Origin of the sequence: Brevundimonas mediterranea (assembly GCF_011064825.1) — a bacterium.
Lineage (GTDB): Bacteria > Pseudomonadota > Alphaproteobacteria > Caulobacterales > Caulobacteraceae > Brevundimonas > Brevundimonas mediterranea_A.
In genome coordinates this window covers 263,208-287,561 of sequence record NZ_CP048751.1, presented here as the reverse complement: position 1 = coordinate 287,561, position 24,354 = coordinate 263,208, and the positions used below count along the sequence as shown (strand labels likewise).

The 24,354-nt window shown below is 66.5% G+C and carries 25 protein-coding genes and 1 pseudogene; 13 read left to right on the top strand and 13 right to left on the bottom strand.

Translation table 11 applies throughout. The features are described from left to right. Positions 1-2: 2 nt before the first annotated feature. Positions 3-368, top strand: coding sequence for a response regulator (locus tag GYM46_RS01440; protein ID WP_164952723.1), 366 nt, complete (start codon positions 3-5; stop codon positions 366-368). After that, positions 365-1,726 (top strand): PleD family two-component system response regulator, encoded by a 1,362-nt coding sequence (locus GYM46_RS01435; protein ID WP_008259257.1) that lies wholly within the window; start codon positions 365-367, stop codon positions 1,724-1,726. The genes GYM46_RS01440 and GYM46_RS01435 overlap by 4 nt, the downstream gene beginning before the upstream one ends. A gap of 144 nt (positions 1,727-1,870) precedes the next feature. Here the strand turns inward: GYM46_RS01435 and rpmG are convergent, their stop codons facing one another. Further along, the gene (rpmG, locus tag GYM46_RS01430; protein ID WP_008262536.1) at positions 1,871-2,038 is read right to left on the bottom strand and encodes a 50S ribosomal protein L33; all 168 of its coding nucleotides are present in this window, start codon (positions 2,036-2,038) and stop codon (positions 1,871-1,873) included. Positions 2,039-2,164: 126 nt separating this feature from the next. Between rpmG and GYM46_RS01425 the strand changes: the two genes are divergently transcribed. After that, complete coding sequence (locus tag GYM46_RS01425) at positions 2,165-2,731, top strand: hypothetical protein (protein WP_008263059.1); 567 nt, start codon at positions 2,165-2,167, stop codon at positions 2,729-2,731. Between the two features lies 1 nt (position 2,732). Here GYM46_RS01425 and GYM46_RS01420 read toward each other — a convergent pair whose 3' ends face one another. Genes GYM46_RS01420 through rnr form a run of 3 tightly spaced genes read right to left on the bottom strand, consistent with a single transcriptional unit; the run spans position 2,733 to position 6,168 of the window. Beyond that, positions 2,733-3,140, bottom strand: coding sequence for a DUF5990 family protein (locus tag GYM46_RS01420; protein ID WP_008261411.1), 408 nt, complete (start codon positions 3,138-3,140; stop codon positions 2,733-2,735). Positions 3,141-3,142: 2 nt separating this feature from the next. Then, the gene (locus GYM46_RS01415; RefSeq protein ID WP_008262107.1) at positions 3,143-3,856 is read right to left on the bottom strand and encodes an NUDIX hydrolase; all 714 of its coding nucleotides are present in this window, start codon (positions 3,854-3,856) and stop codon (positions 3,143-3,145) included. Next, a complete protein-coding gene (gene rnr / locus GYM46_RS01410; protein WP_008263213.1) occupies positions 3,853-6,168 on the bottom strand; it encodes a ribonuclease R in 2,316 nt (771 codons plus the stop codon). The genes GYM46_RS01415 and rnr overlap by 4 nt, the downstream gene beginning before the upstream one ends. A 105-nt stretch (positions 6,169-6,273) precedes the next feature. Between rnr and GYM46_RS01405 the strand changes: the two genes are divergently transcribed. Both GYM46_RS01405 and GYM46_RS01400 read left to right on the top strand, forming a co-directional pair. Next, the gene (locus tag GYM46_RS01405) at positions 6,274-7,674 is read left to right on the top strand and encodes a pyridoxal-phosphate dependent enzyme (RefSeq protein ID WP_008259011.1); all 1,401 of its coding nucleotides are present in this window, start codon (positions 6,274-6,276) and stop codon (positions 7,672-7,674) included. A gap of 4 nt (positions 7,675-7,678) precedes the next feature. After that, positions 7,679-8,842, top strand: coding sequence for a cystathionine gamma-synthase (locus GYM46_RS01400; protein WP_008262149.1), 1,164 nt, complete (start codon positions 7,679-7,681; stop codon positions 8,840-8,842). A gap of 2 nt (positions 8,843-8,844) precedes the next feature. Here the strand turns inward: GYM46_RS01400 and GYM46_RS01395 are convergent, their stop codons facing one another. The 5 genes from GYM46_RS01395 to GYM46_RS01375 all read right to left on the bottom strand — a co-directional run bounded on the left by GYM46_RS01395 (position 8,845) and on the right by GYM46_RS01375 (position 11,403). Next, positions 8,845-9,102 (bottom strand): hypothetical protein, encoded by a 258-nt coding sequence (locus GYM46_RS01395; protein ID WP_008260096.1) that lies wholly within the window; start codon positions 9,100-9,102, stop codon positions 8,845-8,847. Positions 9,103-9,127: 25 nt separating this feature from the next. Further along, positions 9,128-9,301, bottom strand: coding sequence for a hypothetical protein (locus GYM46_RS01390; RefSeq protein WP_008262128.1), 174 nt, complete (start codon positions 9,299-9,301; stop codon positions 9,128-9,130). A 36-nt stretch (positions 9,302-9,337) separates the two neighbouring features. Beyond that, positions 9,338-9,550: a cold-shock protein gene (locus GYM46_RS01385; RefSeq protein WP_008260450.1), complete on the bottom strand. Its 213-nt coding sequence runs from the start codon at positions 9,548-9,550 to the stop codon at positions 9,338-9,340. A gap of 175 nt (positions 9,551-9,725) precedes the next feature. After that, the gene (locus GYM46_RS01380; RefSeq protein ID WP_008263569.1) at positions 9,726-10,436 is read right to left on the bottom strand and encodes a TorF family putative porin; all 711 of its coding nucleotides are present in this window, start codon (positions 10,434-10,436) and stop codon (positions 9,726-9,728) included. A gap of 34 nt (positions 10,437-10,470) precedes the next feature. Next, positions 10,471-11,403, bottom strand: coding sequence for an NAD(P)H-dependent flavin oxidoreductase (locus GYM46_RS01375; protein WP_008261410.1), 933 nt, complete (start codon positions 11,401-11,403; stop codon positions 10,471-10,473). Positions 11,404-11,947: 544 nt separating this feature from the next. Between GYM46_RS01375 and queF the strand changes: the two genes are divergently transcribed. Continuing rightward, positions 11,948-12,409 (top strand): preQ(1) synthase, encoded by a 462-nt coding sequence (gene queF, locus GYM46_RS01370; RefSeq protein WP_040349994.1) that lies wholly within the window; start codon positions 11,948-11,950, stop codon positions 12,407-12,409. Between the two features lie 55 nt (positions 12,410-12,464). Continuing rightward, positions 12,465-13,232, top strand: a complete 768-nt coding sequence (locus tag GYM46_RS01365; RefSeq protein WP_156796410.1) for a hypothetical protein — start codon at positions 12,465-12,467, stop codon at positions 13,230-13,232. 184 nt (positions 13,233-13,416) lie between these two features. Here GYM46_RS01365 and GYM46_RS01355 read toward each other — a convergent pair whose 3' ends face one another. Continuing rightward, positions 13,417-14,025 carry a nitroreductase family protein gene (locus GYM46_RS01355; protein WP_008262251.1) on the bottom strand — a complete coding sequence of 203 codons (609 nt, stop codon included), beginning with the start codon at positions 14,023-14,025 and terminating at the stop codon, positions 13,417-13,419. 45 nt (positions 14,026-14,070) lie between these two features. Between GYM46_RS01355 and GYM46_RS01350 the strand changes: the two genes are divergently transcribed. From GYM46_RS01350 to GYM46_RS01340, 3 genes are all read left to right on the top strand, one after another. After that, positions 14,071-14,697: an NUDIX domain-containing protein gene (locus tag GYM46_RS01350; RefSeq protein WP_008263489.1), complete on the top strand. Its 627-nt coding sequence runs from the start codon at positions 14,071-14,073 to the stop codon at positions 14,695-14,697. 20 nt (positions 14,698-14,717) lie between these two features. After that, on the top strand, positions 14,718-15,539 hold the full coding sequence (gene cysE, locus GYM46_RS01345; protein WP_035307878.1) for a serine O-acetyltransferase: 822 nt from the start codon (positions 14,718-14,720) through the stop codon (positions 15,537-15,539). 64 nt (positions 15,540-15,603) lie between these two features. Continuing rightward, positions 15,604-15,813, top strand: a complete 210-nt coding sequence (locus tag GYM46_RS01340; RefSeq protein WP_008261149.1) for a DUF3126 family protein — start codon at positions 15,604-15,606, stop codon at positions 15,811-15,813. Between the two features lie 66 nt (positions 15,814-15,879). Here GYM46_RS01340 and GYM46_RS01335 read toward each other — a convergent pair whose 3' ends face one another. Then, positions 15,880-16,671 (bottom strand): LytTR family DNA-binding domain-containing protein, encoded by a 792-nt coding sequence (locus GYM46_RS01335; RefSeq protein ID WP_232216220.1) that lies wholly within the window; start codon positions 16,669-16,671, stop codon positions 15,880-15,882. 90 nt (positions 16,672-16,761) lie between these two features. Between GYM46_RS01335 and GYM46_RS01330 the strand changes: the two genes are divergently transcribed. The 3 genes and pseudogenes from GYM46_RS01330 (at position 16,762) to GYM46_RS01320 (ending at position 22,002) form a co-directional block, all read left to right on the top strand. Beyond that, on the top strand, positions 16,762-18,126 hold the full coding sequence (locus tag GYM46_RS01330) for an alpha/beta hydrolase family protein (protein ID WP_050771608.1): 1,365 nt from the start codon (positions 16,762-16,764) through the stop codon (positions 18,124-18,126). Between the two features lie 241 nt (positions 18,127-18,367). Then, positions 18,368-20,857: a glycoside hydrolase family 3 protein gene (locus tag GYM46_RS01325; protein ID WP_008259223.1), complete on the top strand. Its 2,490-nt coding sequence runs from the start codon at positions 18,368-18,370 to the stop codon at positions 20,855-20,857. A 120-nt stretch (positions 20,858-20,977) separates the two neighbouring features. After that, positions 20,978-22,002 (top strand): annotated as a pseudogene (locus GYM46_RS01320) (IS110 family transposase). Positions 22,003-22,276: 274 nt separating this feature from the next. On the opposite strand, the gene GYM46_RS01315 reads toward GYM46_RS01320, so the two are convergent. Together GYM46_RS01315 and GYM46_RS01310 are read right to left on the bottom strand one after the other, a co-directional pair. Next, positions 22,277-22,669, bottom strand: coding sequence for a hypothetical protein (locus GYM46_RS01315; protein ID WP_155988122.1), 393 nt, complete (start codon positions 22,667-22,669; stop codon positions 22,277-22,279). A 148-nt stretch (positions 22,670-22,817) separates the two neighbouring features. Then, positions 22,818-24,176: a PAS domain S-box protein gene (locus tag GYM46_RS01310; protein WP_040349997.1), complete on the bottom strand. Its 1,359-nt coding sequence runs from the start codon at positions 24,174-24,176 to the stop codon at positions 22,818-22,820. Between the last annotated feature and the right edge of the window lie 178 nt (positions 24,177-24,354).

The following is a 24,354-nucleotide window of genomic DNA, read 5'->3' as shown; positions in this document are numbered from 1 at the left end:
TGATGTCCAAGAAAGTCCTCATCGTCGAGGATAACGAGCTGAACATGAAGCTTTTTCATGATCTGCTCGATTCCCAGGGCTACGAGACCCTGCAGACCCGTGAGGGACTGCAGGCTCTGGCTCTCGCGCGCGCGCATCATCCGGACCTGATCCTGATGGATATTCAGCTGCCTGAAATCTCCGGTCTCGAAGTCACCAAATGGCTGAAGGACGACGAGGAGTTGAACCATATCCCGGTGATCGCCGTTACGGCCTTCGCCATGAAGGGCGACGAGGAACGCATCCGCCAGGGCGGGTGCGAGGCCTATATCTCCAAGCCGATCTCCGTCATGCATTTCCTCGAAACCATCCGGCAGCATCTGGGATGAGCGCGCGGATTCTGGTGGTCGACGACGTGGACGTGAACGTCCGTCTGCTCGAGGCCAAGCTCACCATCGAATATTACGACGTCCTGACCTGCAACGACGGGGCGACCGCGCTGGATCTGGCGACGGAGCATCAGCCGGACATGATCCTGCTGGATGTGATGATGCCCGGCATGGACGGGTTCGAGACCTGTCGGCGGCTGAAGGCGCGGGCCGAGACGCGGCACATACCGGTGGTGCTGGTGACCGCGCTGGACGGACGCGAGGATCGTATCCGAGGGCTTGAGGCGGGGGCCGACGACTTCCTGACCAAGCCGATCGACGACGTGGTCCTGTTCGCGCGCGTCAAGTCGCTGACGCGGCTGAAGCAGGTGATGGACGAACTGCGCGAGCGCGAGGAAAGCAGCCGGCGCATGGGCGTGGACGGCGAGGGGGCCGCGCGGTTGCGCAGCGAGGGCGGCCGGGTCCTGATCATCGACGACGATGCGAGCCAGGCCCAGACGATCGCCGCCGAACTGGGACGCGAGCACCGCGTCTCCATAGAGTCCGATCCGGAGGCCGCCTTGGCGACCGCCAAGGGTCCGCTGGACCTGATCATCGTCAATGTCTCCGCCGAAAGCTTCGACGGGCTGCGGGTCGTGGCCCTGGCCAAGTCGGGCGATGCGCGTCGCGCTCCGATCCTGGCCATTGTCGAGCCGAAGGAACGGCCGCGCATGGTCAAGGCGCTGGAACTGGGCGCCACCGACATCCTGCCGCGCCCGATCGATCCCGAGGAGCTTTCGGCGCGTGCGCGAACCCAGATCCGCCGCAAACGCTACACCGATTTCCTGCGTCAGAAACTGGACAGCAGCCTGGAGATGGCCGTCACCGACGCCCTGACCGGTCTGCATAACCGTCGCTACATGACCGGGCAGTTGCGGGCCCTGGTCGGGCGGGCCGCGCATGGGGGCGCGACGGTGGCGGTGCTGGTGCTGGACATCGACCACTTCAAATCCGTCAACGACGGCTTCGGTCATGACGCCGGCGACGAGGTTCTGGCCGAGTTCGCCGTGCGACTGGCCACCAATGTCCGCGCCGTGGACGTGCCGTGCCGGATGGGCGGCGAAGAATTCGTGGTGGTCATGCCGGGCGCCAGTCTGGAAGACGCGCGGATCGTTGCGGAACGGATTCGCCGGGACATCGCCTCCGCGCCCTTCCGGGTCATGGGCGGCAAGGAACTGCTGACTATCACCATCTCGATCGGGGTCGCCGCCACGACCGGCGCCGGCGATACGCCCGAAGCCCTGCTGAAACGCGCCGACGAAGGGGTGTATGAGGCCAAGGCGGGCGGCCGGAACAAGGTCATCGCCAAGGCGGCCTGACGTCGCTTGTCTCCGTTGTCAGACGATGTCGAGAAGAACGACAAGCAACTGAAAACGCCCGGCGGATGACCCGCCGGGCGTTTCATTTTCAGTCTCAGATCAAGGCGCCCTCGGATCGTGCGAGGGTCGCCGGGCCTTGAGCCCTTACTTGATCTTGCCTTCCTTGAAGTCGACGTGCTTGCGCACGACCGGGTCGTACTTCTTGACGACCATTTTTTCGGTCATGGTGCGGGCGTTCTTCTTGGTGACGTAGAAGAAGCCGGTGTCGGCCGTGGAGTTCAGGCGGATCTTGATGGAAGCCGGTTTGGCCATCGGAATTACCTCTGCGACGGCGAAAGCCGCTTAAAATAAGAGGCGCGGAACATACTCAGCCGCGCCCCAAAGTCAACGGGCGCGATGCCACGTTGATGCGACGCGGCGCACATATAATGTCGTCGCATGAAAATCGCATCCTTCATCGCCGCCCTGGCTGTTGTTTCCGCGCCTTTCGCAGGCGCGGCGTCCGCCTTTTCCACGCCAGAGCAGGACGCCTTCCTGGCGCGGTTCAACGCCCTGTGCGGCCAGAGATTCGAAGGACGGGTCGTCACGACCGACGCAGCCGACGCCGCCTTCGCCAGCCAACGGTTGATCATGCATGTCCGCGACTGTTCGGCGGAAGAGGTGCGTATTCCCTTCGCCGTGGGCGAGGATCGGCCGCGGACCTGGGTGGTGACGAAGACGGACACGGGCCTGCGGCTGAAACACGATCACCGGCATGAGGACGGCGCGGCCGACGTGCTGCACTGGTACGGCGGGGATACGACGGAGGCGGGCACGGCCGAGCGGCAGGAATTCCCCGTCGACGCCGAATCGATCGCCCTGTTCAACGCCAACGACGCGGCGGTCTCGACCACCAATGTCTGGGCGATGGAGGTCCATCCGGACCGGATGTTCGCCTATGAGCTGCGGCGTCCGAACCGGCATTTCCGCGTCGAGTTCGACCTGACGAAGCCGGTCGCCGAATAGGTCAGACGGCGCGCCAGGGCTGGAGCCGCCGCACGGTGGCGCAAGCCGGGCCGCGGTCGCGGGCCCGGCCGGGCAGGATGACTTCCAGCACGCGCCCGTCGCGCGCCAGGGCCAGAAGGTCGGCGGGAATGTCGTGGACGTCGATCTTGGCGCGCCGGCTCCATTCGCCGTGCTGTCCCGCCGATGTGCCGATGGCGATATAGACGAAGCGTCGCGACGGTCCTTCGCGTCGCACGAAGGGGCCCGTCAGCCGCCCGTCGTCGGACAGGGTGACGGGGACGTCGAAACTGATCGGACCATCGTCAGCGATACGGGGATCGACCGGCGCGTTGGCCTTGTCCTGCAGGCTGTAGGCGACGCCTGGGACCGGGTCGGCTGTGGTCAGGCGCAGGGTTATGGCGCTGGGCATGGTCAGTCCCTGTGATCGACGACGTGGCGGCCGCGCACCATGCGGACGAAGGGCAGGGGGCGGTCAGGATTGGCGCGGTCCTGGGCCAGGCGCTCGGCCAGTTCGCCCAGCACGAAGCGGGTGATGGCGGGCAGGTCCAGGGCGCGGGCGTCTTCCAGCGGCAGCCAGGCGATCTCGTCCAGTTCGCCCGATCCGGCGGTGGGTTCCGGCGTCATAAGCGCCTCGGACGGCGCCATGAAGAAACGGGCGTCGAACCGGCGTGTGCGGCCGGGCGGTGTGACGGCCCGCGCGATGTAGGACAGGACCGACAGGTCGGGCAGGGCGCCCGCCTGTCGATATTCGCGCCACGGCCCCGCTGTGTTGGCGGGCGGCGCGGGGCGGCCCAGGATCAAGCCGGTCTCCTCGAATGTCTCGCGCACCGCCGTCAGGGCCAGGGCGCGCGCGCGGCGGGCGGGAACCTCGGCCTCCAGCCTGCGGGCGACGTCGGAGGTCAGATCGCCCGTTGCGGCGGCGGTGAAATCCGCCCGGTCGATCCGCCCGCCGGGAAACACCCACTTCGACGCCATGAAGACATGCCCTGGCGCCCGTCTTCCCATCAGCACCTCGGGCCGCGACCCGCCCCGCGTCAGGATCAGGGTCGCCGCGTCCTTGGGCCGCTGGGCGCCGCCGATGCGCGGGGCGTCGGTCAGGTCCTGTGCGGCGTCGAAGGGGGTCACCTCCGCTTGCCCTTCCTGACGCCCTTCAGTCCGCCCGCCGGCTTGGAGCCGTTGCGAGGTTTGGGACCGCCCGGCCGGCCCTTTCCGCGCATCGGTGGGCCGTCGCCGCCCCGTCCTCGGATGCCGTAGCGCGGGGCGGGAGCATTGGGGTCGCGGGGTTCCGGCTCGCTGAGCATCTCGAACACCAGGCCGCCGGTGACGGGGGTGGCTTCCATCAGCTTGACCTCGACCTTGCGGCCCAGGGTGAACCGCTTGCCGGTGCGTTCGCCGACCAGGGCGTGGGCGCGGTCGTCGTGGGCGAAATATTCGCTGCCCAGGGTCGAGACGGGGACCAGGCCGTCGGCGCCCGTCTCGTCCAGGCGGATGAACAGGCCGAAGCGGGTGACGCCGGTGATCCGCCCGGTGAAGGTGGCCCCGACGCGGTCCTCCAGGAAGGCGGCGATATAGCGGTCCATGGCGTCGCGTTCGGCGGCCATCGACCGGCGCTCGGTCATGGTCACGCCCTCGGCTATGGCGGGCAGTTCGGCGATCTCGCGATCCGTCAGCCCGTCCTTGCCGAAGCCCAGCGCCCGGATCAGGCCGCGGTGGACGATCAGGTCGGAATAGCGCCGGATCGGCGAGGTGAAGTGGGCGTAGCGATCCAGGTTCAGGCCGAAGTGGCCGACGTTGTCGGGCGAATAGATGGCCTGCATCTGGGTGCGCAGAACCACTTCGTTGACCACATCGGCGTATTCGCCGTCGCGGGTCTCGTCCAGCAGCTTGTTGAACCGTTTGGTGGTGCCCGGCTCGCCCTTGTTCCACGGCTTGCCGATGGTCGAGAGGAAGTCGGCCAGGTTGAAGATCTTCTCCTGGCTGGGCGCGTCGTGGACGCGGTAGATCAGGGGCGTCTTCTTCTGCTCCAACGTCTCGGCGGCGCAGACATTGGCCTGGATCATCATCTCCTCGATCAGCCGGTGCGCCTCGAGAGAGGCGCGCTTTTCGATTGAGGCGATGCCGCCGTCTGGAGCCATGCGGATGCGGCGCTCGGCCGATTCGATCTGCAGCGGGCTGCGCTTCAGCCGGCCCTTGAGCATGGCGTGATAGGCGTTCCACAGCGGATAGAGGATGGCCTCCATGATCGGGCCGGTGGCGTCGTCCGGTTGCCCGTCGATGGCCGCCTGGGCCTGTTCGTAGGACAGTTTGGCGTGCGACCGCATCAGGCCGCGCACGAACTTGTGGCCGGTCTTTCGGCCGTCCTTGTCGAACACCATCCGTACCGCCAGGCAGGCGCGGTTTTCGCCTTCCTTCAGGCTGCACAGGCCGTTCGACAGCACCTCGGGCAGCATCGGCTCGACGCGGTCGGGGAAATAGGTCGAGTTGCCCTTGTCCCGCGCCTCGCGGTCCAGATGGGTTCCGGGCCGCACATAGGCGGCGACGTCGGCGATAGCGACCCAGACGATCCAGCCGTTCGGGTTCTTGGGATCCTCGTCGCGGGCGGCGTAGACGGCGTCGTCGTGGTCACGCGCATCGGCGGGGTCGATGGTGATGAAGGGGACCTCGCGCAGGTCCTCGCGGCCCTTCAGCGTCGGCAGGGCCTGATCCTCGGCCTCACGCTCGACGGCCTCGGAGAAGCCGGTCGGGACGCCATGGGCGTAGATGGCGATCAGGGAGGCGGCGCGGGGATCGTCCTCCTTGCCGATATGCTCCAGGATCTTGCCGCGCTTGGGACCGAACCTCTGCTCGCCCTTTTCGATGGCGGCCAGGACCAGGTCGCCGTCGCGCAAATCACCCGACTGGGCCTGGGGCACCAGCAGCACGTCCTTGGAGCGGCGGTCGACCGGCTCGACGCGGGTCTCGCGCGCCGACTTGCGGATCACGCCCAGGACGCGGTTCGTGCCGACGTCCAGCTTCTTGATCAGCCGGGCTTCCCAGCCGTCGCCGCCGCGCTGGAACTTGACCAGCAGGCGGTCGCCCAGTCCGGGCGCGGGGCCGGGCTTGCCCTTGTCGGGCATCAGTATGGCGCGCGGAGCGTCGGCGCCGGCCTCGACCAGACGGACGTAAAGTTCGCCGTCGCCGTCGCGTTCGATCACGTCGGCGACGCCGACAGGGGGCAGGGCGCCGGCTTCGGAGAAGCCCTTGCGGCCGCGCTTGCCCAGTTTTCCTTCTTCTTCGAGTTCGCGGATCATTTCGCGCAGGGCGCGGCGGTCGCCGCCCTTCAGGCCGAAGTGGCGGGCGATATCGGTCTTCTCGGCCGATCCGGCCTCGCGCAGGAAGGCGAGGAGGGTGTCTTTGTCGGGAAGGCCGGCGGGCGGCCTTTTGGATGAATTGGTCATTGCGTCTTTCGTAGCGCGGAACCGCGCCCTTGGGTCAAATCTTGCGTGAGTTGACCATGTGAATGTGAGGCCTCAGCCTCTCTGCGTCCTGAACCGGAGTCTTCGATGTCCCTGAACGCCCCCGCCCTGAGCGCGACCGTGAAGTCGCCGCTGGATCTGATCGGCAAGACGCCGATGGTGGAGGTGACGAAGATCGACACCGGCAAGTGCCGGCTGCTGCTGAAACTGGAGTCCCAGAACCCCGGCGGTTCGATCAAGGATCGGATCGCGGTCGAGATGCTGGATGCGGCTGAGAAGGAAGGCTGGTTGAAGGAAGGGGGCACGATCGTCGAGGCGACGGCGGGCAATACGGGCCTGGCCCTGACTCTGGTCGGGCGGGCGCGTGGATATAAGGTGCTGCTGGTCATCCCGGACAAGATGTCGAAGGAAAAGATCCAGCATCTGCGGGCCATGGGCGCCGATGTTCGCCTGACCCGTTCGGACGTGCCGCACGGGCATCCGGAATATTACACCGACATGGCCGAGCGCCTGTCGCAGGCCATTCCCGGCGCCTATTACGTCAACCAGTTCGCCAACCAGTCGAACGCCGACGCCCATGTGAAGACGACGGGACCGGAGATCTGGGAGCAGACGGGCGGCGACATGGACGCCTTCGTCGCCGGCATCGGCTCGGGCGGCACCATCACCGGCGTGGCGCGCTATCTGAAGAGCGTCGGCTCCAAGGCTCAGATCGTCCTGGCCGATCCGGTCGGATCGACCCTGGCCGGCATCGTCAATGAGGGCGTGCCGGGGCCGGACGGCAGCTATACGGTCGAGGGCATCGGTCAGAACTTCGTGCCCGATACGGCGGACATGAGCCTGATCGATAAGGCCTATTCGATCCCGGACGCGGAGGCGATCGCCACGGCGCGCGAGCTTCTGCTGAAGGAAGGCATCCTGGCGGGGTCGTCCTCGGGGACGCTGATCGCCTCGGCCCTGCGCTGGTGCCGCGAGCAGACCGAAGCCAAGACCTGCGTCACCTTCGTCTGCGATACCGGGGCCAAGTATCTGTCAAAGGTCTACAACGACGCCTGGCTGGCGGATCAGGGTCTGGGCGAGCGCGAGCTGCACGGCGACCTGTCGGACCTGATCAACCGCAAATACGAGAAGGGCGACGTGGTCGTGGCCGGTCCGGGCGACACCCTGGACACGGCCTTCAAGCGGATGAAGGGCGCCGACGTGTCCCAATTGCCGATCATTGAAGACGGCCGCCTGGTCGGCATCTTGGACGAGAGCGACCTGATCCAGGTGATGAACACCGACGAGATCACCCGCAAGGAACGGTTCGCCAAGCCGGTGGCCTCGGCCATGACGCGCGACTTGGACACGCTTCAGGTCAAGGAGCCGCTGGACGCCCTGATCCCCGTCTTCGACCGCGACCGGGTGGCCATCGTGCTGGACGGCGAGCGGTTCGTGGGTCTGATCACCCGCACCGACCTGATCAACCACCTCAGCCTGAACCGGTAATCCCATGGCCGACACAAAAAACAGCCAGGGTTTCTCGACCCGCGCCATCCATGCCGGGCAGCATCCCGACCCGACCACGGGCGCTGTGATGACGCCGATCTACGCCACCTCGACCTACGCCCAGGAAAGCCCGGGCGTGAACAAGGGTTACGAGTATGCGCGGGGCAAGAACCCGACGCGCGAGGCGTTTGAGGCCTGTATCGCGGACCTGGAGGGCGGGACGCACGGGTTCGGCTTCGGCTCGGGCATGGCGGCGACCTCGACGGCGCTGGAGCTGCTGGACGCGGGCGATCATATCGTGACCGGCGACGACCTGTACGGCGGATCGTGGCGGCTGTTCGAGCGGGTGCGTCGGCGGACCATGGGGCTGGACTTCGCCTATGTGGACCTGAGCGACATCGCCGCGGTCGAGGCCGCGATCACGCCCAAGACCAGGATGCTGTGGGTCGAGACCCCGACCAATCCCTTGATGAAGCTGGCCGACATCGCCGCCCTGTCGAAGGTGGCCAAGGCGCACGGCCTGCTGCTGATCGTGGACAACACCTTCGCCACCCCCTTCTGCCAGCAGCCGCTGAGCCTGGGGGCGGATGTGGTCATGCACTCGGCGACCAAATACCTGAACGGCCATTCGGACATCATCGGCGGGGTGCTGGTGACGGCCGATCCCGACCTGGCGACGCGGATCAAGTTCCTGCAGAACTCGGTCGGCGGGATCATGGGGCCGTTCGACGCCTTCCTGGCCAACCGGGGGCTGAAGACCCTGGCGCTGCGGATGAAGGCGCACTGCGAGAACGCCCTGACCGTGGCCCGTTGGCTGGAGACCCGGAAGGGCGTGGCCAAGGTCATCTATCCCGGCCTGATCGCCCATCCGCAGCACGAACTGGCCGCGCGCCAGATGCACGGGGGCTTCGGCGGCATGGTGACGGTGGTGCTGGAAGGCGACCTTGAGCGGACCAAGCGGGTGCTGGAACGGGTGCAGGTCTTTACGCTGGCGGAGTCGCTGGGCGGGGTCGAGAGCCTGGTGAACCACCCGGCGATCATGACCCACGCCAGCGTGCCCAAGGACATCCGCGAGAAGGGCGGCGTCACCGACAGCCTGATCCGGCTGTCGGTCGGGGTCGAGAACGTCGAGGACCTGATCGCGGATCTGGATCAGGCCCTGGGCTGATCTCAGCTGGAGGGAAGGGCGGTCTGGTGGCCGGTGACGGGGGGCAGCTTCTTCTTGGGGGCGGCGCGCTTGACCGGGGCCTTGGCGGCCTTGGGCAGGGCGGCGCGGCGCGCGACTTCGGCGTCGATGACCGGCAGGATGTCGCTGGCGGCCATGACCTGGGTCGAGGCGCCGTGTTCGACCAGACGGGCGGCGTTGGCGCGCAGGGTCACCAGATCGGCGTCGGTCATCGAGGGGATCATGTCGGCGAGCGGGGTCATGCGGGCGTCCTGTACGGAATAGGCATCAGGGCCGGCGCGCGAGGCGCCAGCCCTTCAGCTGATTGAAGGCGATCTCGACCACGACCGGATCACCCAGCCCGGAGACGCCCTGAGGCGTACCGAGCGTGGGCAGAACCGTTACGACGTGGCCGTTGTCCAGGCGGACCTTGCGGCCGCCCAGCGGCAGGAGCTTGGTCACCTCGCCGTCGAAGGCGATGGTGTTCCGAAGCGTGTCCTACTCAGCCGCCGTAAGGCGACCGGCGGATTCCTTGCCGGAGCGCGAGTCGCGCTCGATCTCGTAGGAGATCTTCTGGCCTTCGTTCAGCGAGCCGACGCTCGAGGTTTCGACAGCCGAGGCGTGGACGAAGACGTCCTTGCCGCCGTCATCGGGAGCGATAAAGCCGTAGCCTTTGGTGGGGTTGTACCATTTAACAGTGCCGGTAGCCATTTGGAGACCTCCGTCTGGCGTTGGCCGCAGGGAGGGATCCCTGGTCGGCCTGTCGGGTCTGAATGGGATCGGCGTTTGGACCTCGGTGCGTGATGCAAAGGGAGCAGCGGCGTTACGCAGAGAGATCGACCCTCCCCATATGGGCGGCCTTGGCCCGGGGCGCAAGGGCAGGGCGTCAGAAGGCGTAGGCGAGCCGGGCGACGACGGCGTCCTCGTACTGCTCGTCCAACGCGGCGGCGTCGGTGTCGTAGTAGCGCAGGTCGAGGGCGAGGGCGTCGGTCAGGGCGTAGGTCACGCCCGCGTTCCAGCCGGTGTAGTCGGGGCCGCCGTCCTGTTCGCGTCGGCCGATGGCGGCCGAGCCGTCGAGGCGGGGCGAGAAGGTCCAGCCCAGTTCGGCCTCGACCCAGACGTAGGAACGGGTCAGGCCGGGGGCGTCGGGGGCGTACTGGACCAGCAGGGCCGCCTGGGCGGGACCGACGGCGCGGCTGACCTCGGCGCTCAGCTCCAGGCCGTCGGCGTCGTAGCCGGGATCGACGTCCAGGCGGCGCTTGTAGGCGAGGTTGAGGTCGAAGGCGTAGCCGAAGGCCTCGGGCCGGTAGCCGACGATCCAGTCGGTCTCGATGTTCGAGCCGCCCGCCTGGATGGTCTGGAAGCCGGGGGAGACATAGATCCGGCCGTCGTCGCTCTCCCAGGCGGCGTAGGCGGAGACATAGGCGTCGTTGCCCGACTTGGAGGCGGCCTTGGAGCGGTTGTCCGTCCCCGCCTCGACCTCGAAGCCCCAGACGCCGCGGCCGGGAGACGTCTGGGCCTGGGCGGGGACGACGGCGGTCAGGACCAGCAGGGAACCCAGCAGGGCGGAGGGAACGAGCGAGGGGATTCGGATCATGCGGGCTCCAACGCGCGGGATGCGCGAAGGAGCCTTACAGGTTTGCGGTCCTGGCTGAAAACTGTTCCGTGGCCTGAGCGAACTCTTGTCGCAGGCGGCCGACCAGTTCGGTGGTCGGCAGGACGTCGTGGATGGCGCCCGCGCCCTGGCCGGCGGACCAGACCGTCTTCCAGGCCTTGGCCTCGTCGCCCATGTCCAGCTTGTGCTCGGGCAGGTGTTTGGGGTCGATCCCGTTCTCGATCAGTGACTTGGACATGAAGTTGGCCGGGATGCCGGACACGGCCGGGGTGTGGACGATGTCGGTCGAGCCGCTGTCGATGATCATCTGCTTGTAGGCGTCGGCCGCCATGGCCTCGGTCGTGTTGATGAACCGGGTGCCCATATAGGCGAAGTCGGCGCCCAGCATCAGGGCCGCTGCCACGTCCTGACCGGTCGAAATCGCGCCGGACAGGATGATGGTCCCGTCGAAGAAGCTGCGCACCTCGTTGACCAGGGCGAAGGGGTTGATGATCCCGGCGTGGCCGCCCGCGCCGTTGGCGACCAGGATCAGGCCGTCGACGCCCGCCTCGGCCGCCTTGCGCGCATGGCGGATGTTGGCGATGTCGTGGAAGACCACGCCGCCGTAGCCGTGGACCGCATCCACCACGTCGCGCACGGCGCCCAGCGAGGTGATGATCAGCGGCACCTTCTCCTCGACCGACACCGTCATGTCGGCCATCAGCCGGGGGTTGGTCGGGTGGACGATGTGGTTGACGCCAAAGGCGGCGGCCCCGGGCTTCAGCCGGCCCTTGATCTCGTGAATCCAGTCGCGATAGCCCTCGGCCGTGCGCTGGTTCAGCGACGGGAAGGTGCCGATGATCCCGGCGTTGCAGGCCTCGACCACCAGGTCCGGGCCGGAGACCAGGAACATGGGCGCCGAGATGATCGGCAGGGTCAGGCCTTTTTGAAGCGAAGCGGGAATGGCCACGGGCGTCTCCTGGGTTTCGTTTCGCTACGCTTAGCGGGCTGTCGCGGGGGAAGGCAATCGGGGAGAATTCGGGCGACGGGATTTCAGACTCGCCGACGAAAAAACAGAGTCTGAATCGTATGAATCGTCTGAAATCGGCGGCGAAGCTGGACGGTGAAAACACAGTCTAATGAGTCTAATGAGTCCAATTTCGGCCCTCCCATCCGATGGGGGTGATTATAGCCGGATTTCAAGGCATGGCGGGTTGAGCAGGGTTTTTTGACGTCAGAGCGTTGAAAGGCTGAGGAAAAATCTGCGGAACTAGGGGCGTTGAACGCCACAAGCCTCGTGCGCGGCGCGCCCCCTCCACCACCGCGCGAAGAGGCGCGGCGGTCCCCCTCCCCCAATGGGGGAGGATTTCGGTCGTCGGCTTCGTAGTCCTCCCCCGTCTGGGGGAGGGGGACCGCGTCTTCGCGGTGGAGGGGGCCGGACGCGGATGGGGTCTGGAATGGGGCGGTTCGCCCGGAGGATTTTCTTACGCGCCGCAAACGCCTAAATGCGCGGCATGACCCACTACACCGACAACCTCAGCCAACTCGGCGCCCAGACCGCCGCCCCGACCAGCCCCGAGACGGCCGTGCTGGAGCGGGTGCCGAACCCGCATGCGGATACGCTGTATCTGGCCCGGTTCACGGCGCCCGAGTTCACCAGCCTGTGCCCGGTGACGGGCCAGCCGGACTTCGCCCATATCGTCATCGACTATGCGCCGGGCGACTGGCTGGTCGAGTCCAAGAGCCTGAAACTGTACCTGACCAGTTTCCGCAACCACGGCGCCTTCCACGAGGACTGCACCGTCGCCATCGGCCGGCGCCTGGCGGACCTGCTGGCGCCGAAATGGCTGAGGATCGGGGGGTACTGGTATCCGCGCGGCGGGATTCCGATCGACGTCTTCTGGCAGACGGGGGTGGCGCCGGAGGGGCTGTGGCTGCCGGACCAGGGCGTGCCGACGTATCGCGGGCGGGGGTGAGGGCGTACTGGAGGTCTGCCGAGTTATGTAGGGAAGCGAAACGGTGGGAGAAAAATTGAGCCGCTTGCGTCGCTTTTTGATCGATCATCCGGCGTGCTGTTATTGTGGAGATACTGCGGAGACGGAAGACCATTGCCCCGCCCGAATATGTTTTCGAGATAGAATAGGGCCAGAGGCTTGGAGTTTTCCAGCTTGTAGATCGTGCAACGCGGCTATCAGTCGTGCTGAGCAAGTCGTTGCATTCTACATCCGGGTGTCGGATTTTACTGACGAGAACTTTCGCGATGCGGATGTTCAGCGTCTCATGAGTGGAGTTAAAAACAATAATCCAGAGGCATTTCCAGATTTGTTTCCTTCGGCGAACGAGAAACGAGAGATGCTGGCTCGCTTAGGTATAAGGCGCCAACCGGGAGAGCTTTTGTTCGATGAGCCGGTTGTGAAGGTTCCGGCCACTGTTGGCTCACATATGGATTTTTTCAATCGAAAATTGGCGGCCGCCCTATTCTACAAACAATCAGGGCAAATTCTGACGACCAAGCATATTGTAATGGGGCGTTGGTTTCAAAGTCAGGATGGATCGGCCAATAGCATTATTAAGGCCCTCGACCCGGCTTGGAGTCACAAGTTTGTTGGACAGCGGCCGAATTTGGACTTTGGTGATCAGCTCTCAATAAAAATTGCTGCTGGAGCCATGCCCGAAGTTTTTAGCTACACTGTACAATTTTCAACGTCTATTTGCTTTTGGGGCGGCGCTGGTGTGCCCCAGGACGAAAAACTCCACAGCAACTGGAAACCATATCGAGCCATCAAGGACGGAATCTGAAGCAATGTAGCCAGTCCTGAGAGCGTCGAGGTTCGTGTGATCCCTCATGCGTCGTCGGCCTTCGGCCGCCACCTTCTCTGGCAGGGAGAGGAGATAGTGAGCGATCGTTTCCTCGAAGCATGGCTCCTGCTGATGATCATTTCGGTGGTGCTGGGGTCGCTGGTGCACCGGCCGGAGGAGGAAGTCACGGCAGGCGCGTGACCCTGGCGGCCATGTCCGGGCGGGGGCGTTCCAGGGCGGGTTCGGTCAGGGTTCCGATGTGGATGAAGCCGGCGACGGTTTCGCCCTCGGTCAGGCCGAACAGGGCCACAGCCTGGGGGTCGTAACTGTACCAGTCGGTGATCCAGCTGGACGAATAGCCGAAGGCGCCGGCCGCGTGTTCCAGGTTCATGCAGACGGCGCCGGCCGACAGCTGTTGCTCCCAGACCGGCTTGGCGGCGGGGACGGGCGTCGAGACGACCAGGATGGTGAGGGGGGCGGCGGTCAGCTTGGCCAGGACCGCCTGGTCCTTGGCCGGCTTGTCGCGGGTCTCGGCCAGGACGGCCAGTTGTTCGGCGATCCGGGCGCGGCTGAGCGGGCCCAGGACCACGAACCGCCAGGGGAAGAGCTTGCCGTGATCGGGGGTGCGGGCGCCCAGGGTCAGGATCTGGTCCAGCTCGGCCTCGGTCGGGCCGGGGGCGGTCAGGGCCTGGGCCGGGGCGGAGCGGCGCGTGGCCAGCCGGTCGCGCAGGTCCTGCGAGGGGACCGGGGCGGGCAGGGGAGCGTTCAGGGGGATAAGGGGCAACTCGGTCATGCGGTCTAGCTAGGCTTTCCTCCCCGCCTTCGCCATAGGTGAGCCATGAGCAATTCCGACGAACCGAAATGGGCCGAGGGACTGGTCAAGCCGCCGGCGTGGCGCAGCGACGGAACCGAGGTTCTGTTCGACAGCCCGTGGCTGAGCCTGACCCGACATCCGGCGACGGCGCCGACGGGGCATGCAGCCGACTACGCCGTCGTGCGGTTCAAGAACGTCGGGACCGGCGTGCTGCCGGTGCATGACGACGGGACGGTGGTGCTGGTGGGCCAGCAGCGGTTCGCCCTGGCCAACTATTCCTGGGAAATGCCCGAGGGCGGGGCGCCCCTGGACGAGGATCCGTTCGACGGGGTCCGGCGCGAACTGGCCGAGGAGGCGGGGCTGGAGGCCGCGCACTGGGCGCCGGCCCTGACGGTCGAGATGTCCAACTCCATCACCGACGAGATCGGCAAGACCTGGATCGCCTGGGGCCTGAGCCCTGCGCCGGTCGCGCCGGACCCGACGGAGATCATCGCCGTCGTGCGCGTGCCCTTCCTGGATCTGCTCGACGAGATCGGGCGCGGGACGGTGCGCGACAGTCTGACGGTGGCGACGGCGTACAAGGCCTATCATATGGCGCAGAATGGAGCCCTGCCTCCGGCGCTGGCGCAGGCCATGCTGGGGCGGGTATGATGTCGCCGAAGGAGCCCGGCATGGCCAAGCTTGAAGTCGTTGCGGAAACCGACAGCGTGTGGCGCCAGCTGCGCGCCTCGGCCGAGGCCGCCGCGCGCGAGGAGCCCCAGCTGGGCTCGCAGATGAATGCGGTCATCCTGTCGCACGACGACCTGGCCGGCGCGCTCAGCTTCCAGATCGCGCGCAAGCTGGCCGACGGGGAAATGAGCGCCATGTCGGTGCGCGAGGTCTGCCTGTCGGCCTTCGTCGCCGATCCGGCCATGGTCGCGGCGGCGGAAGCCGATCTGCAGGCGGTGGCCGAGCGCGACCCGGCGATCCGCAACCTGTTGCAGCCCTTCCTGTATTTCAAAGGCTTCCAGGCGCTGCAGGGGTGGCGCGTGGCCCATTGGCTGTGGGGGCAGGGGCGCGAGACCCTGGCCTTCCATTTCCAGAGCCGAATCTCCGAACTGTTCCAGCTGGACATCCATCCGGCCGCGCGGCTGGGCAAGGGGCTGTTCCTGGACCACGGCACCGGCATCGTCATCGGCGAGACGGCGGTGGTCGGCGACGATGTGTCCATGCTGCACAATGTCACCCTGGGCGGCACGGGGGCCGAACGCGGCGACCGCCATCCCAAGATCGGCAAGGGGGTGCTGCTGGGCGCCGGGGCCAAGGTGCTGGGCAATATCCACGTCGGCGACTACGCCAAGGTGGCCTCGGGCTCGGTGGTGCTGAAGGATGTGCCGTCGGGCTGCACCGTGGCCGGGGTGCCGGCGCGGCTGGTCAACTGCCCCACCGGGGCCGAGCCGGCGCGGACCATGGACCATACGCTGGCGGACGTGGTGTACGACTTCGTGATCTGACGGGTTTCCCTCAACGCCCGACTTCTCTAGGGTCCGCCGCCAACCCAAGACCATGAGGCCCCCCGTGAAAGACACCGACCTGAAGCGCATCGAGGCCCACCTCAAGCGCACCTTCAACACCGGCGGCATCATCGTGAAGGCCCGTCCCAAGCAGAACGACTCGGCCGAAGTCTATGTCGGCGACGAGTTCATCGGCATCGTCTTCGAGGACGAGGACGAGGAAGGCTCGTTCATGTTCGAAATGGCGATCCTGGCCGAAGACCTGCCTGAATAGTTTTCGTTCTACGTCGTGATCGTCCGGCCCAGACCGGGCGATCACGCACGACCGGCGGGCGGGCCGCTAGAGCCAGCCCGCCGCTTTCAGCACGGGGCCATGGGTCCGGCTGACCGGGGCCGTCAGGTCGCCGACGAGGCGGATCTCGCCGACACCGCGCCGCCAGCGCACCTCTTGCACCGCATCGGCCGCCACCCACCATGAGCGGTGAACGCGCCATCCGTGCGCGCGTGACAGTTCATCCAGCGCGTCGGCGAACCGCAGGGTGATCAACTCCGCGCCCGCATCGGTATGGACCCGCAGATAATGGTCGTGCGCCTCGATGGCGATCAGTCGGGCGCTGCGGCGTTTGGCCGACAGTCTGCGGCGGAAGACCGCCTCGGCCTCGGGCAGGGGCGGGACGACGAGGGTGCGGGTCTCGACCCGCGTGGGAAGCCGACGCCAGACGAGGGCGCGGACCGCCATGGCCGCCAGCATGATGGGCCAGACCTGCCAGAGCAGCGGCAGATAGATCGACCAGCGCTGCTCTGCGAACATCAGGTGCTGGGTCACGACGACGAACAGGGTCACCAGCGGGGTGGCGAGCGCCGAGGTGACGACAACCCGTCGCCATAGGACGGGCAGGCGCCGGCCCAGGCTCTCGTCCACGGCGACGGCGATCAATCCGCCGCCCAGCATGCAGACCATCCAATAGGCATAGCGGCTCGCGAGGGGCGCATTGTCCGAATCGAAGGGCCCTAGAAATCCCAGCAACAGCCCCATGGCGGCGAGCATGACGGCGTCGACGGCCCAGCGTCGCGCGGACTTCGCTCCGATGATGGTCTTCGCCCTGTGGCCCATGCCGTCCCGTTCGCGCACCTACGGCGCCGTTCGCGAAGTCGGGCCTAGCGAGCCGGCGGCGGCGCGGCAATGGCGTTGGGCGAGAACCCAACCCTGATCGGAACACCCATGTCGCAATCCTGGCTCATCGCCGCCCTGACCCTCGTCGTTTCCGCTGTCGCCGTTCCCGCTCTGGCCCAGGCGCCGGGAGCCGACGTCGATGCGCGGCCTGATCCGGCCGTGGCCTGTCATGTTGGGGTCTATCGGCTGGACGACGGCAGTTGGGTGGACGTCGCGCCGCTGGCGGACGAGGGGCTGCGGTGGCGTCGGCTCGACGGGTCCACGGGCAGGATGATGCTGGACGCCCGAGGCCAATGGGTCAGTACGCTGGGGTTCACCGCCCGCGTCGAAGGTCCGCAGCCGCAGCTTGGGTCCTGCGAAGAGGGACGGATTGCTTTTGAGGGCCAGACTGGGCGCCGTCTGGTTCTGGACGTGCGGGAGACGACTTTCGTCGGGCAGGGCGGGACGCGGCTCAAGGGGCGGCTGATCCTGCCGCCGGGCGACGGGCCGGTCCCCATCATGGTCGAGGTTCACGGATCGGAAGGCGCCAATGCGCTGGACTTCAACGCCTTCCAACGGTTCGCCCCGGCCTCGGGCGTCGGGGTCTTCGTCTACGCCAAGCGCGGCTCTGGCGGATCGGAGGGGGGCTATACTCAGGACTTCCATGTTCTGGCCGCGGACGCCGCCGCCGCCGTGGTCGAGGCCCGTCGGCTGGCCGGAGATCGGGCGGGCCGAGTCGGCCTGCACGGCGCCAGCCAGGGCGGCTGGATCGCGCCGCTGGCCGCCAGCCTGACGCGGGTGGACTTCGTCACCGTCGGCTTCGGCCTGGCCTATGGCGCGCTGGCGGAGGACAGCGACCAGGTGATGCTCGATCTGAAGGCCAAGGGCTGGGGCGCCGATGTGCTGGAACAGGCGCGTGAGATCACCGATGTGACCGGCGCCTTCATCGCCTCGCGCGGCGCGGTCGGATTCGACGGTCTGGAGGCCGTTCGAGCCAAGTATCGGGCCCAGCCCTGGTTCGCCGATATCAAGGGCGAGTTCACCGGCCTGTTGCTGAACACGCCGAACGACCAGATCGTCGCCATGGCCCCGGTGCTCGATGTCGGAACCTCGTGGGACTATGATCCGCTGCCGGTGCTGAGCCGTCTGGACGCGCCCATGCTGTGGATCCAGGCGGAGGACGACACCGGCGCGCCGCCCGAAGCCACACGACAACGGCTGATCGACCTAGCGGCCCAGGGGCGACCGGTCACCCTGCTGGAATACCCGGACACCGACCACGGCATCGTCCGGTTCGAGACGACGGCGGACGGCAAGCGCACCGCGATCGGCTACGCCCCCGGCTACTACCAGGCTGTGCTGGATTGGGCGCGGACGGGGCGGTTGGGCGGCGTTTATGGCGACGGACGTCTGCTGGCGACGCCCAGGCCATGAAACGTGGTTCACGGTCGCCCTGCGACATCGTGCGCGGGGTGATCTTGAGAACGTTCTCAAAAATGGCTTGACGGTTCGCCGCGTCCCGTTCCTTAATCCGCGCCGAAGGGCGGCGGATCGATCGCTCGGGAGCAGACGCACGGGGTGAAGGGTCGGAACGTTGTCGTTCCGCCGCGCCTGTCCGCCTGTCTTCCGATCCGTCAGACGCACGCCTCCTGGTTCATCCTGCGAGGAAAATCCGATGCGCACGACTGTGTCCCTGATGGTTCTGGCCCTGGCCGTAGGCGGCGGCGCCCCAGCCTTTGCCCAGACGGCTGCGGTTCCCGAGGCCTCGCGGGCCCATCCGGCCCTGTGGCCCCATGCGGCGACCCCGGCGGCGATCAGCGACGCGCGGACTGAGGCCTTCGTCACCGAACTGATGGCGAAGATGACGTTGGAGGAGAAGGTCGGGCAGCTGATCCAGGCCGACATCGCCTCGATCACGCCGGACGATCTGAAGACCTATCCGCTGGGCTCGATCCTGGCGGGCGGCAGCTCCGGTCCGTGGGGCGACGACAGGGCGACGGCGCAGAAATGGCTGGACCTGGCCCGCGCCTACCGCGCCGCCAACGAAGCGCGCGGCGGCACGACCATCCCGCTGATCTACGGCATCGACGCGGTGCATGGGCACAACAACGTCCCCGGCGCGACCATCTTCCCGCACAATATCGGCCTGGGCGCGGCGCGTGATCCGGACCTGATCCGGCGGATCGGCGCGGCGACGGCGCTGGAAGTTGCGGTGACGGGGGCGGAGTGGACCTTCGGCCCGACCCTGGCCGTGCCGCGCGACGACCGCTGGGGCCGGTCCTACGAGGGCTATGCCGAGGACCCGGAGGTCCAGCGGTCCTACGCCGGGCCGATGACCCTGGGGCTCCAGGGCGAGCTGCAGCCGGGGCGGCCGCTGGCGCCCGGCCATATCGCCGGATCGGCGAAACACTTCCTGGCCGACGGCGGCACCTTCGAGGGCGAGGACCAGGGCGACTTCCGGGGCGCGGAGCAGGAGCTGATCGACGTCCACCTGGGCGGCTATGTCCAGGCGATCGACGCGGGCGTGCTGTCGATCATGGCCAGCTTCTCGGGCTGGAACGGCTACAAGCACTCGGGCAACCCGACATTGCTGACCGACGTGCTGCGCGGGCCCCTGGGGTTCAAGGGCTTCGTGGTGTCCGACTGGAACGCCCATGGGCAACTGCCGGGCTGCACCAATGAGAGCTGCGCCCTGGCCGTCAACGCCGGCATCGACATGCTGATGGCGCCCGACAGCTGGAAGCCGCTGTACGCCTCGACCCTGGCCCAGGCCAGGTCGGGCGAGATCCCGGCGACGCGGGTGGACGAAGCGGTGCGCCGCATCCTGATCGCCAAGGTCAAGACCGGCCTGTTCGAACCGACGCGGCCGGTCGAGGGCCGGTTCGAGGAACTGGCCTCGCCGGCGCACCGGGCCCTGGCGCGCGAGGCGGTGCGCAAGTCGCTGGTGCTGCTGAAGAACGACGGCGTCCTGCCGGTCCGCGCCAATGCGCGGGTGCTGGTGGCGGGGACGGCGGCCGACGACATCGGCCAGGCCTCCGGCGGCTGGACCCTGAGCTGGCAGGGGACGGGCAATTCCAACGCCGACTTCCCCCAGGGCCAGTCGATCTGGGGCGGGATCGAAGAGGCCGTGAAGGCGGGGGGCGGGAGCGCGACCCTGAGCGCGGACGGGAGCTTCACCCAGAAACCGGACGTGGCCATCGTCGTCTTCGGCGAGACCCCCTATGCCGAGTTCCAGGGCGACGTGGACAATCTGGATTACGTGCCCAGCGCGCCGCTGGAGACGCTGAAGCGGCTGAAGGCGGCGGGCATTCCAACCGTGTCGGTCTTCCTGTCGGGGCGGCCGATGTGGACCAACCCTGAGATCAACGCCTCGGACGCCTTCGTGGCCGCCTGGCTGCCTGGGACCGAGGGCGGCGGGGTCGCCGACATTCTGGTGGGCGGCGCCGACGGCAAGCCGCGCAACGACTTCCACGGCAAGCTGTCCTTCAGCTGGCCCAAGGATGCGACGGGGACGCCGCTGAACCACGGCCAGCCGGGCTATGATCCCCAGTTCGCCTATGGCTATGGCCTCAGCTACGCCGCGCCGGCGACGGTTGGGATGCTGTCGGAGGAGAGCGGGGTCTCGGCCCAGGCGACCAATCTGGACCGCTATTTCGTCGACGGCCGGTTCGTCTCGCCGTGGAGCCTGCTGCTGAACGACGCCGGGGGACAGACCCGGCCCGGCACGGCCAAGACGGCGTCCAGCCCGCGCGCCGGCGTCGCCTCGCGCCCGGTCGACGACCTGGCCCAGGAAAGCGGCCAGCAGTTCGCCTTTGCGGGAACGGGAGCGGCCAGTGTCGAGATCTGGGGCACGCCCGTTGATCTGACGCGTCAGGCCAATGGGGCCGTGGCCCTGGGCTTCCGCTACCGGGTGGACGCTGCGCCGAGCGCGCCTGTGGCCTTCAAGCTGGGCGGCGGAGCCATCGACCTGACCGGCCTGCTGCGCTCGGCCCCGGTGGGCCAGTGGCGCGAGGCCCGCATCCCCCTGACCTGTTTCCGCACCGACGGCGGGGACCTGTCGAAGGTCGAGGTTCCATTCCACATGGCGACCAGCGGGACGCTGACGGTGTCGGTGTCCGAGATCAAGCTGGACTCCAGCCAGACCGAGACGCGCTGCCCGGCATAAGGGGCTATGAACACCCTAAGCGGAAGCGCTGAGCTTCCGCTTAGGGTGATGGGGTGGACGCCCCCCGACGGCATCTATGTGCCAGAGTGAGGTGTTGAACAGCACTCGAAGGAGGCGTCCGTGGAACAAGTTAGCACTGTCGGTCTGGATCTCGCCAAGAACATCTTTCAAGCGCATGGCGCTGATGCCTCGGGCGAGGTGGTGTTTCGCAAGAAGTTGGGTCGAGGCCGATTGCTGGCGTTCTTCGCTGGCCTGTCGCCCTGCGTGGTGGCGATGGAGGCCTGCGCCGGCGCCCATTACTGGGGGCGTGAGCTGGCCCGCCAGGGTCATACGATCCGATTGATCCCGCCCATCTATGTAAAGCCGTTCGTGAAGCGTCAGAAGAACGATGCGGCCGATGCCGAAGCCATCTGTGAGGCGGCGCAGCGCCCCAGTATGAGGTTCGTGCCGCTGAAGGAGGAGGAGCAGCAGGCCAGCAGCGTGGTCTTTCGGGCCCGCGACCTTCTGGTCCGGCAGCGAACCCAGACGATCAACGCCCTGCGCGGTCACCTGGCCGAATACGGCTGGATTGTTCCCAAGGGCGTTCCGCACGTCGATAGGTTGATCGCGCGCGTCGAAGATCCGGCAGAGGCGCTTCCAACCGCCGCGCGGACGATTCTTCTCGTCCTGGTCTCGACCCTCCGATCGCTGGACCAGCAGATCGCCGTGCTCGATGCGGAGATTGCTTCCCGGGCCAAGAACGATCCGGTTGCGCGTCGACTGATGACCATTCCGGGATCGGTCCCATCACAGCTACAGCCTTGGTCGCACTGGCCCCGTCACCCGAAGCCTTCAAGAGCGGTCGGCACTTCGCCGCCTGGCTGGGACTGACGCCGCGACAACGATCCACCGGCGGTCAGCAGAAGCTCGGCGCGATCACCAAGATGGGCGAGCGAACGCTTCGACGGCTGCTGACCATCGGGGCCAGCGCGGTGATCAAACAGGCCGTCATTCGGGGCGCGCCAGCAGGTTCCTGGCTGAGCCAGATGCTGGAGAGAAAGCCCAAGATGTTGGTCATCGTCGCCTTGGCGAACAAGAACGCCCGCATAGTCTGGGCGCTCTTGGCCAAGGGCGATGTCTACCGAGCTCCGGTCGTGTCGGCCTAGCCAGCACGACCGCGAGACGTCGAAGCGTAGGGATGAGCGAAGGAGCGTATGGCGCAACAGTCGGCGAGACGGGATCAGGAAAACCAGGGCTTTCCACTGTGCTTCGAGCACGCCGTGGGTGATTTGGACCGGATCCGCGAACTCCCATACAGGCCAGCGGTCTTTGAGCGACCGCATCAACAGGCCGGACAGATGGCAGCATCCGACTACGTGTCAGAAATTCCCGAAAATCACTCTTGCGCTGAAGGGGGCGTCCACAGATGGGAAGCAGACGCTAGCGAACTTCCCATCGAGCAAAGGCGTAGTAGCTATCGCCAGCCGGGGGAAAACTACCATCGGTGCCCTGCGCGGTCGCCCTGAGCTGAACGCGTGTTGCCCATGCGCCGAACGAAGAACCCGGTTCCGACTCGGCGACAAGACTGCACGCCGTCGTCACGCCACCTTCACCGAGGTCGCATTTCAACAGCGCCCATCCCTTGCCGATCCCATCGATGGGCATCGTCGTCATTAGGCTTTGCGGCACTTGCCTCCGGAGCTCGGCAGGGCACCAAAGCCGAGATCCTGTCGTTAGGTCACGCTCGGATAGTTCACAGACGGCAGGTTCAGGCCGCGCTGCGGTAGGCGGTTCCGATTGATAAACAGCGAACAACATCGTGGCGATGATCATCAGCTCTCCTAGGTTCAATCCGCCAACGTCCGCAATGGGTCGAACTGTGACCTGGGGTGCGGTCCGGAAAGCGGACAGGGGTTCGCCAGGCCTGTATTCGTCGAGGAGGGCCCCCGAGCGCCTCCGCTCGCGACCGGAAGGCTTGCGTTCAGGCCGGCGTTTGCAGCGGGTCGAGCGGGAAGGCGACTTCGACGATCAGCCCGTCGGTCGCCCACTGGCGGGTCAGGGCGCCGCCCAGCTGACGGACCACGCTGGCCTTCAGGGAGGATCCGAAGCCTTCCCGGGTCGGCGGAACAACCGTGGGGCCGCCCGTTTCGCGCCACTGGAGCGTCACCTGACCCTCCTTCAGCGTCCAGGTCACCGAGACACGGCCGCCGCCATTGCTGCAGGCTCCGTATTTGTTGGCGTTGGTCGCCAGTTCGTGGAGCAGCATGCTGAGGGGCTGGACCTGTTCGGGCGAAAGCCCGATCTCGGGGCCGTGGGTGTCCACGGTGTCCCTGGGGCAAAGGGCTTCCAGCTCTTCCCTGACCACATCCTCCAGCCGGCCGCCCTCCCAACGCCGACTGGCCAGGGAGGTCTGCGCGCGCGCGAGGGCGCCGATCCGCCCGGCGAGGACGTCCCTGTAGGTCGCGACGTCGTCGGCGCGGGTCAGTCGCGTGAGCGACTGGACGATCGAGAGAACATTGCGCGCCCTGTGATCGACCTCGTTCATCAGCAGCTGGCGGGCCTCCTCGTTGCGCTTCTCCTCACTGATGTCGCGCGCTTCGATGACGGTGCCGATGACCTTCGCCTCGCTGTCGTAGATCGGGCTGGCCGTGAAGGCGACAGGGTAGAAGGAGCCGTCCTTATGAACAAAGACCTCCTCGCCCTGCGTCCCGGCCTGTTCCGGAAACGCGCGGTCGATGGCGCACTCCGAGAGAGGGAAGGGCGAGCCGTCCGGATAGGTGTGATGAATCACGTCATGGAGGGGACGTCCGGTCGTTTCCGCGAAAGCATAGCCCGTGAGTTTCTCCGCCGCCCTGTTCATGAATACACAGTGCTGTCGTTCGTCCATGAGGAAGACGGCCATGGTCGTGTTGCTCAATATGACATCAAGTCGGGTGGCTGTTTCTCGCAGCGCGGCCTCAACCCGCCGATAATCCGTCGTATCCTTGATGGCGGCATAGAAGACCGCGTCATCGCCGTCGTCAAAGAGTTGAAGCTTGACGGACACATTGTATGTGCTGCCGTCCTTGCGTTGGTGGAGGGTGTCGAAGTCAAGTCTGTCGACCTCGCCAGATTGGAGGGGTTTGATCAGTCTCAGGAAATCGGCACGACTGATGTTCGGCTTCAGATCCCAGGGTGTCAGCCGTGAGAGTTCTTCGGAATTATAGCCGAGATTGTCGCGGGCGCCCCTGTTGACGAGTCGAAAGTAGAAGTCGGGCTCGCCGAATATATAGACTTCGCTCGCAGCTTCTTCGACGATGCGCCCGAGGCGCTCGCTGGTCACACCGATAGATTTATTCATGACCAAATCTGCTTCCGACGGGCGCATGACCGTAGATAGTCGCTCGACCCGTGGCAATGGGCTGGTGCGACCAGCAATGGTCAAGCTTTCGTCTGAAGCCGGTGATCAGGAGGGAAGAAGTAAACTCTTCTGCGAGAACCGATATTTCCGAACGACGGCGACCCGCCGCCTCACCCCG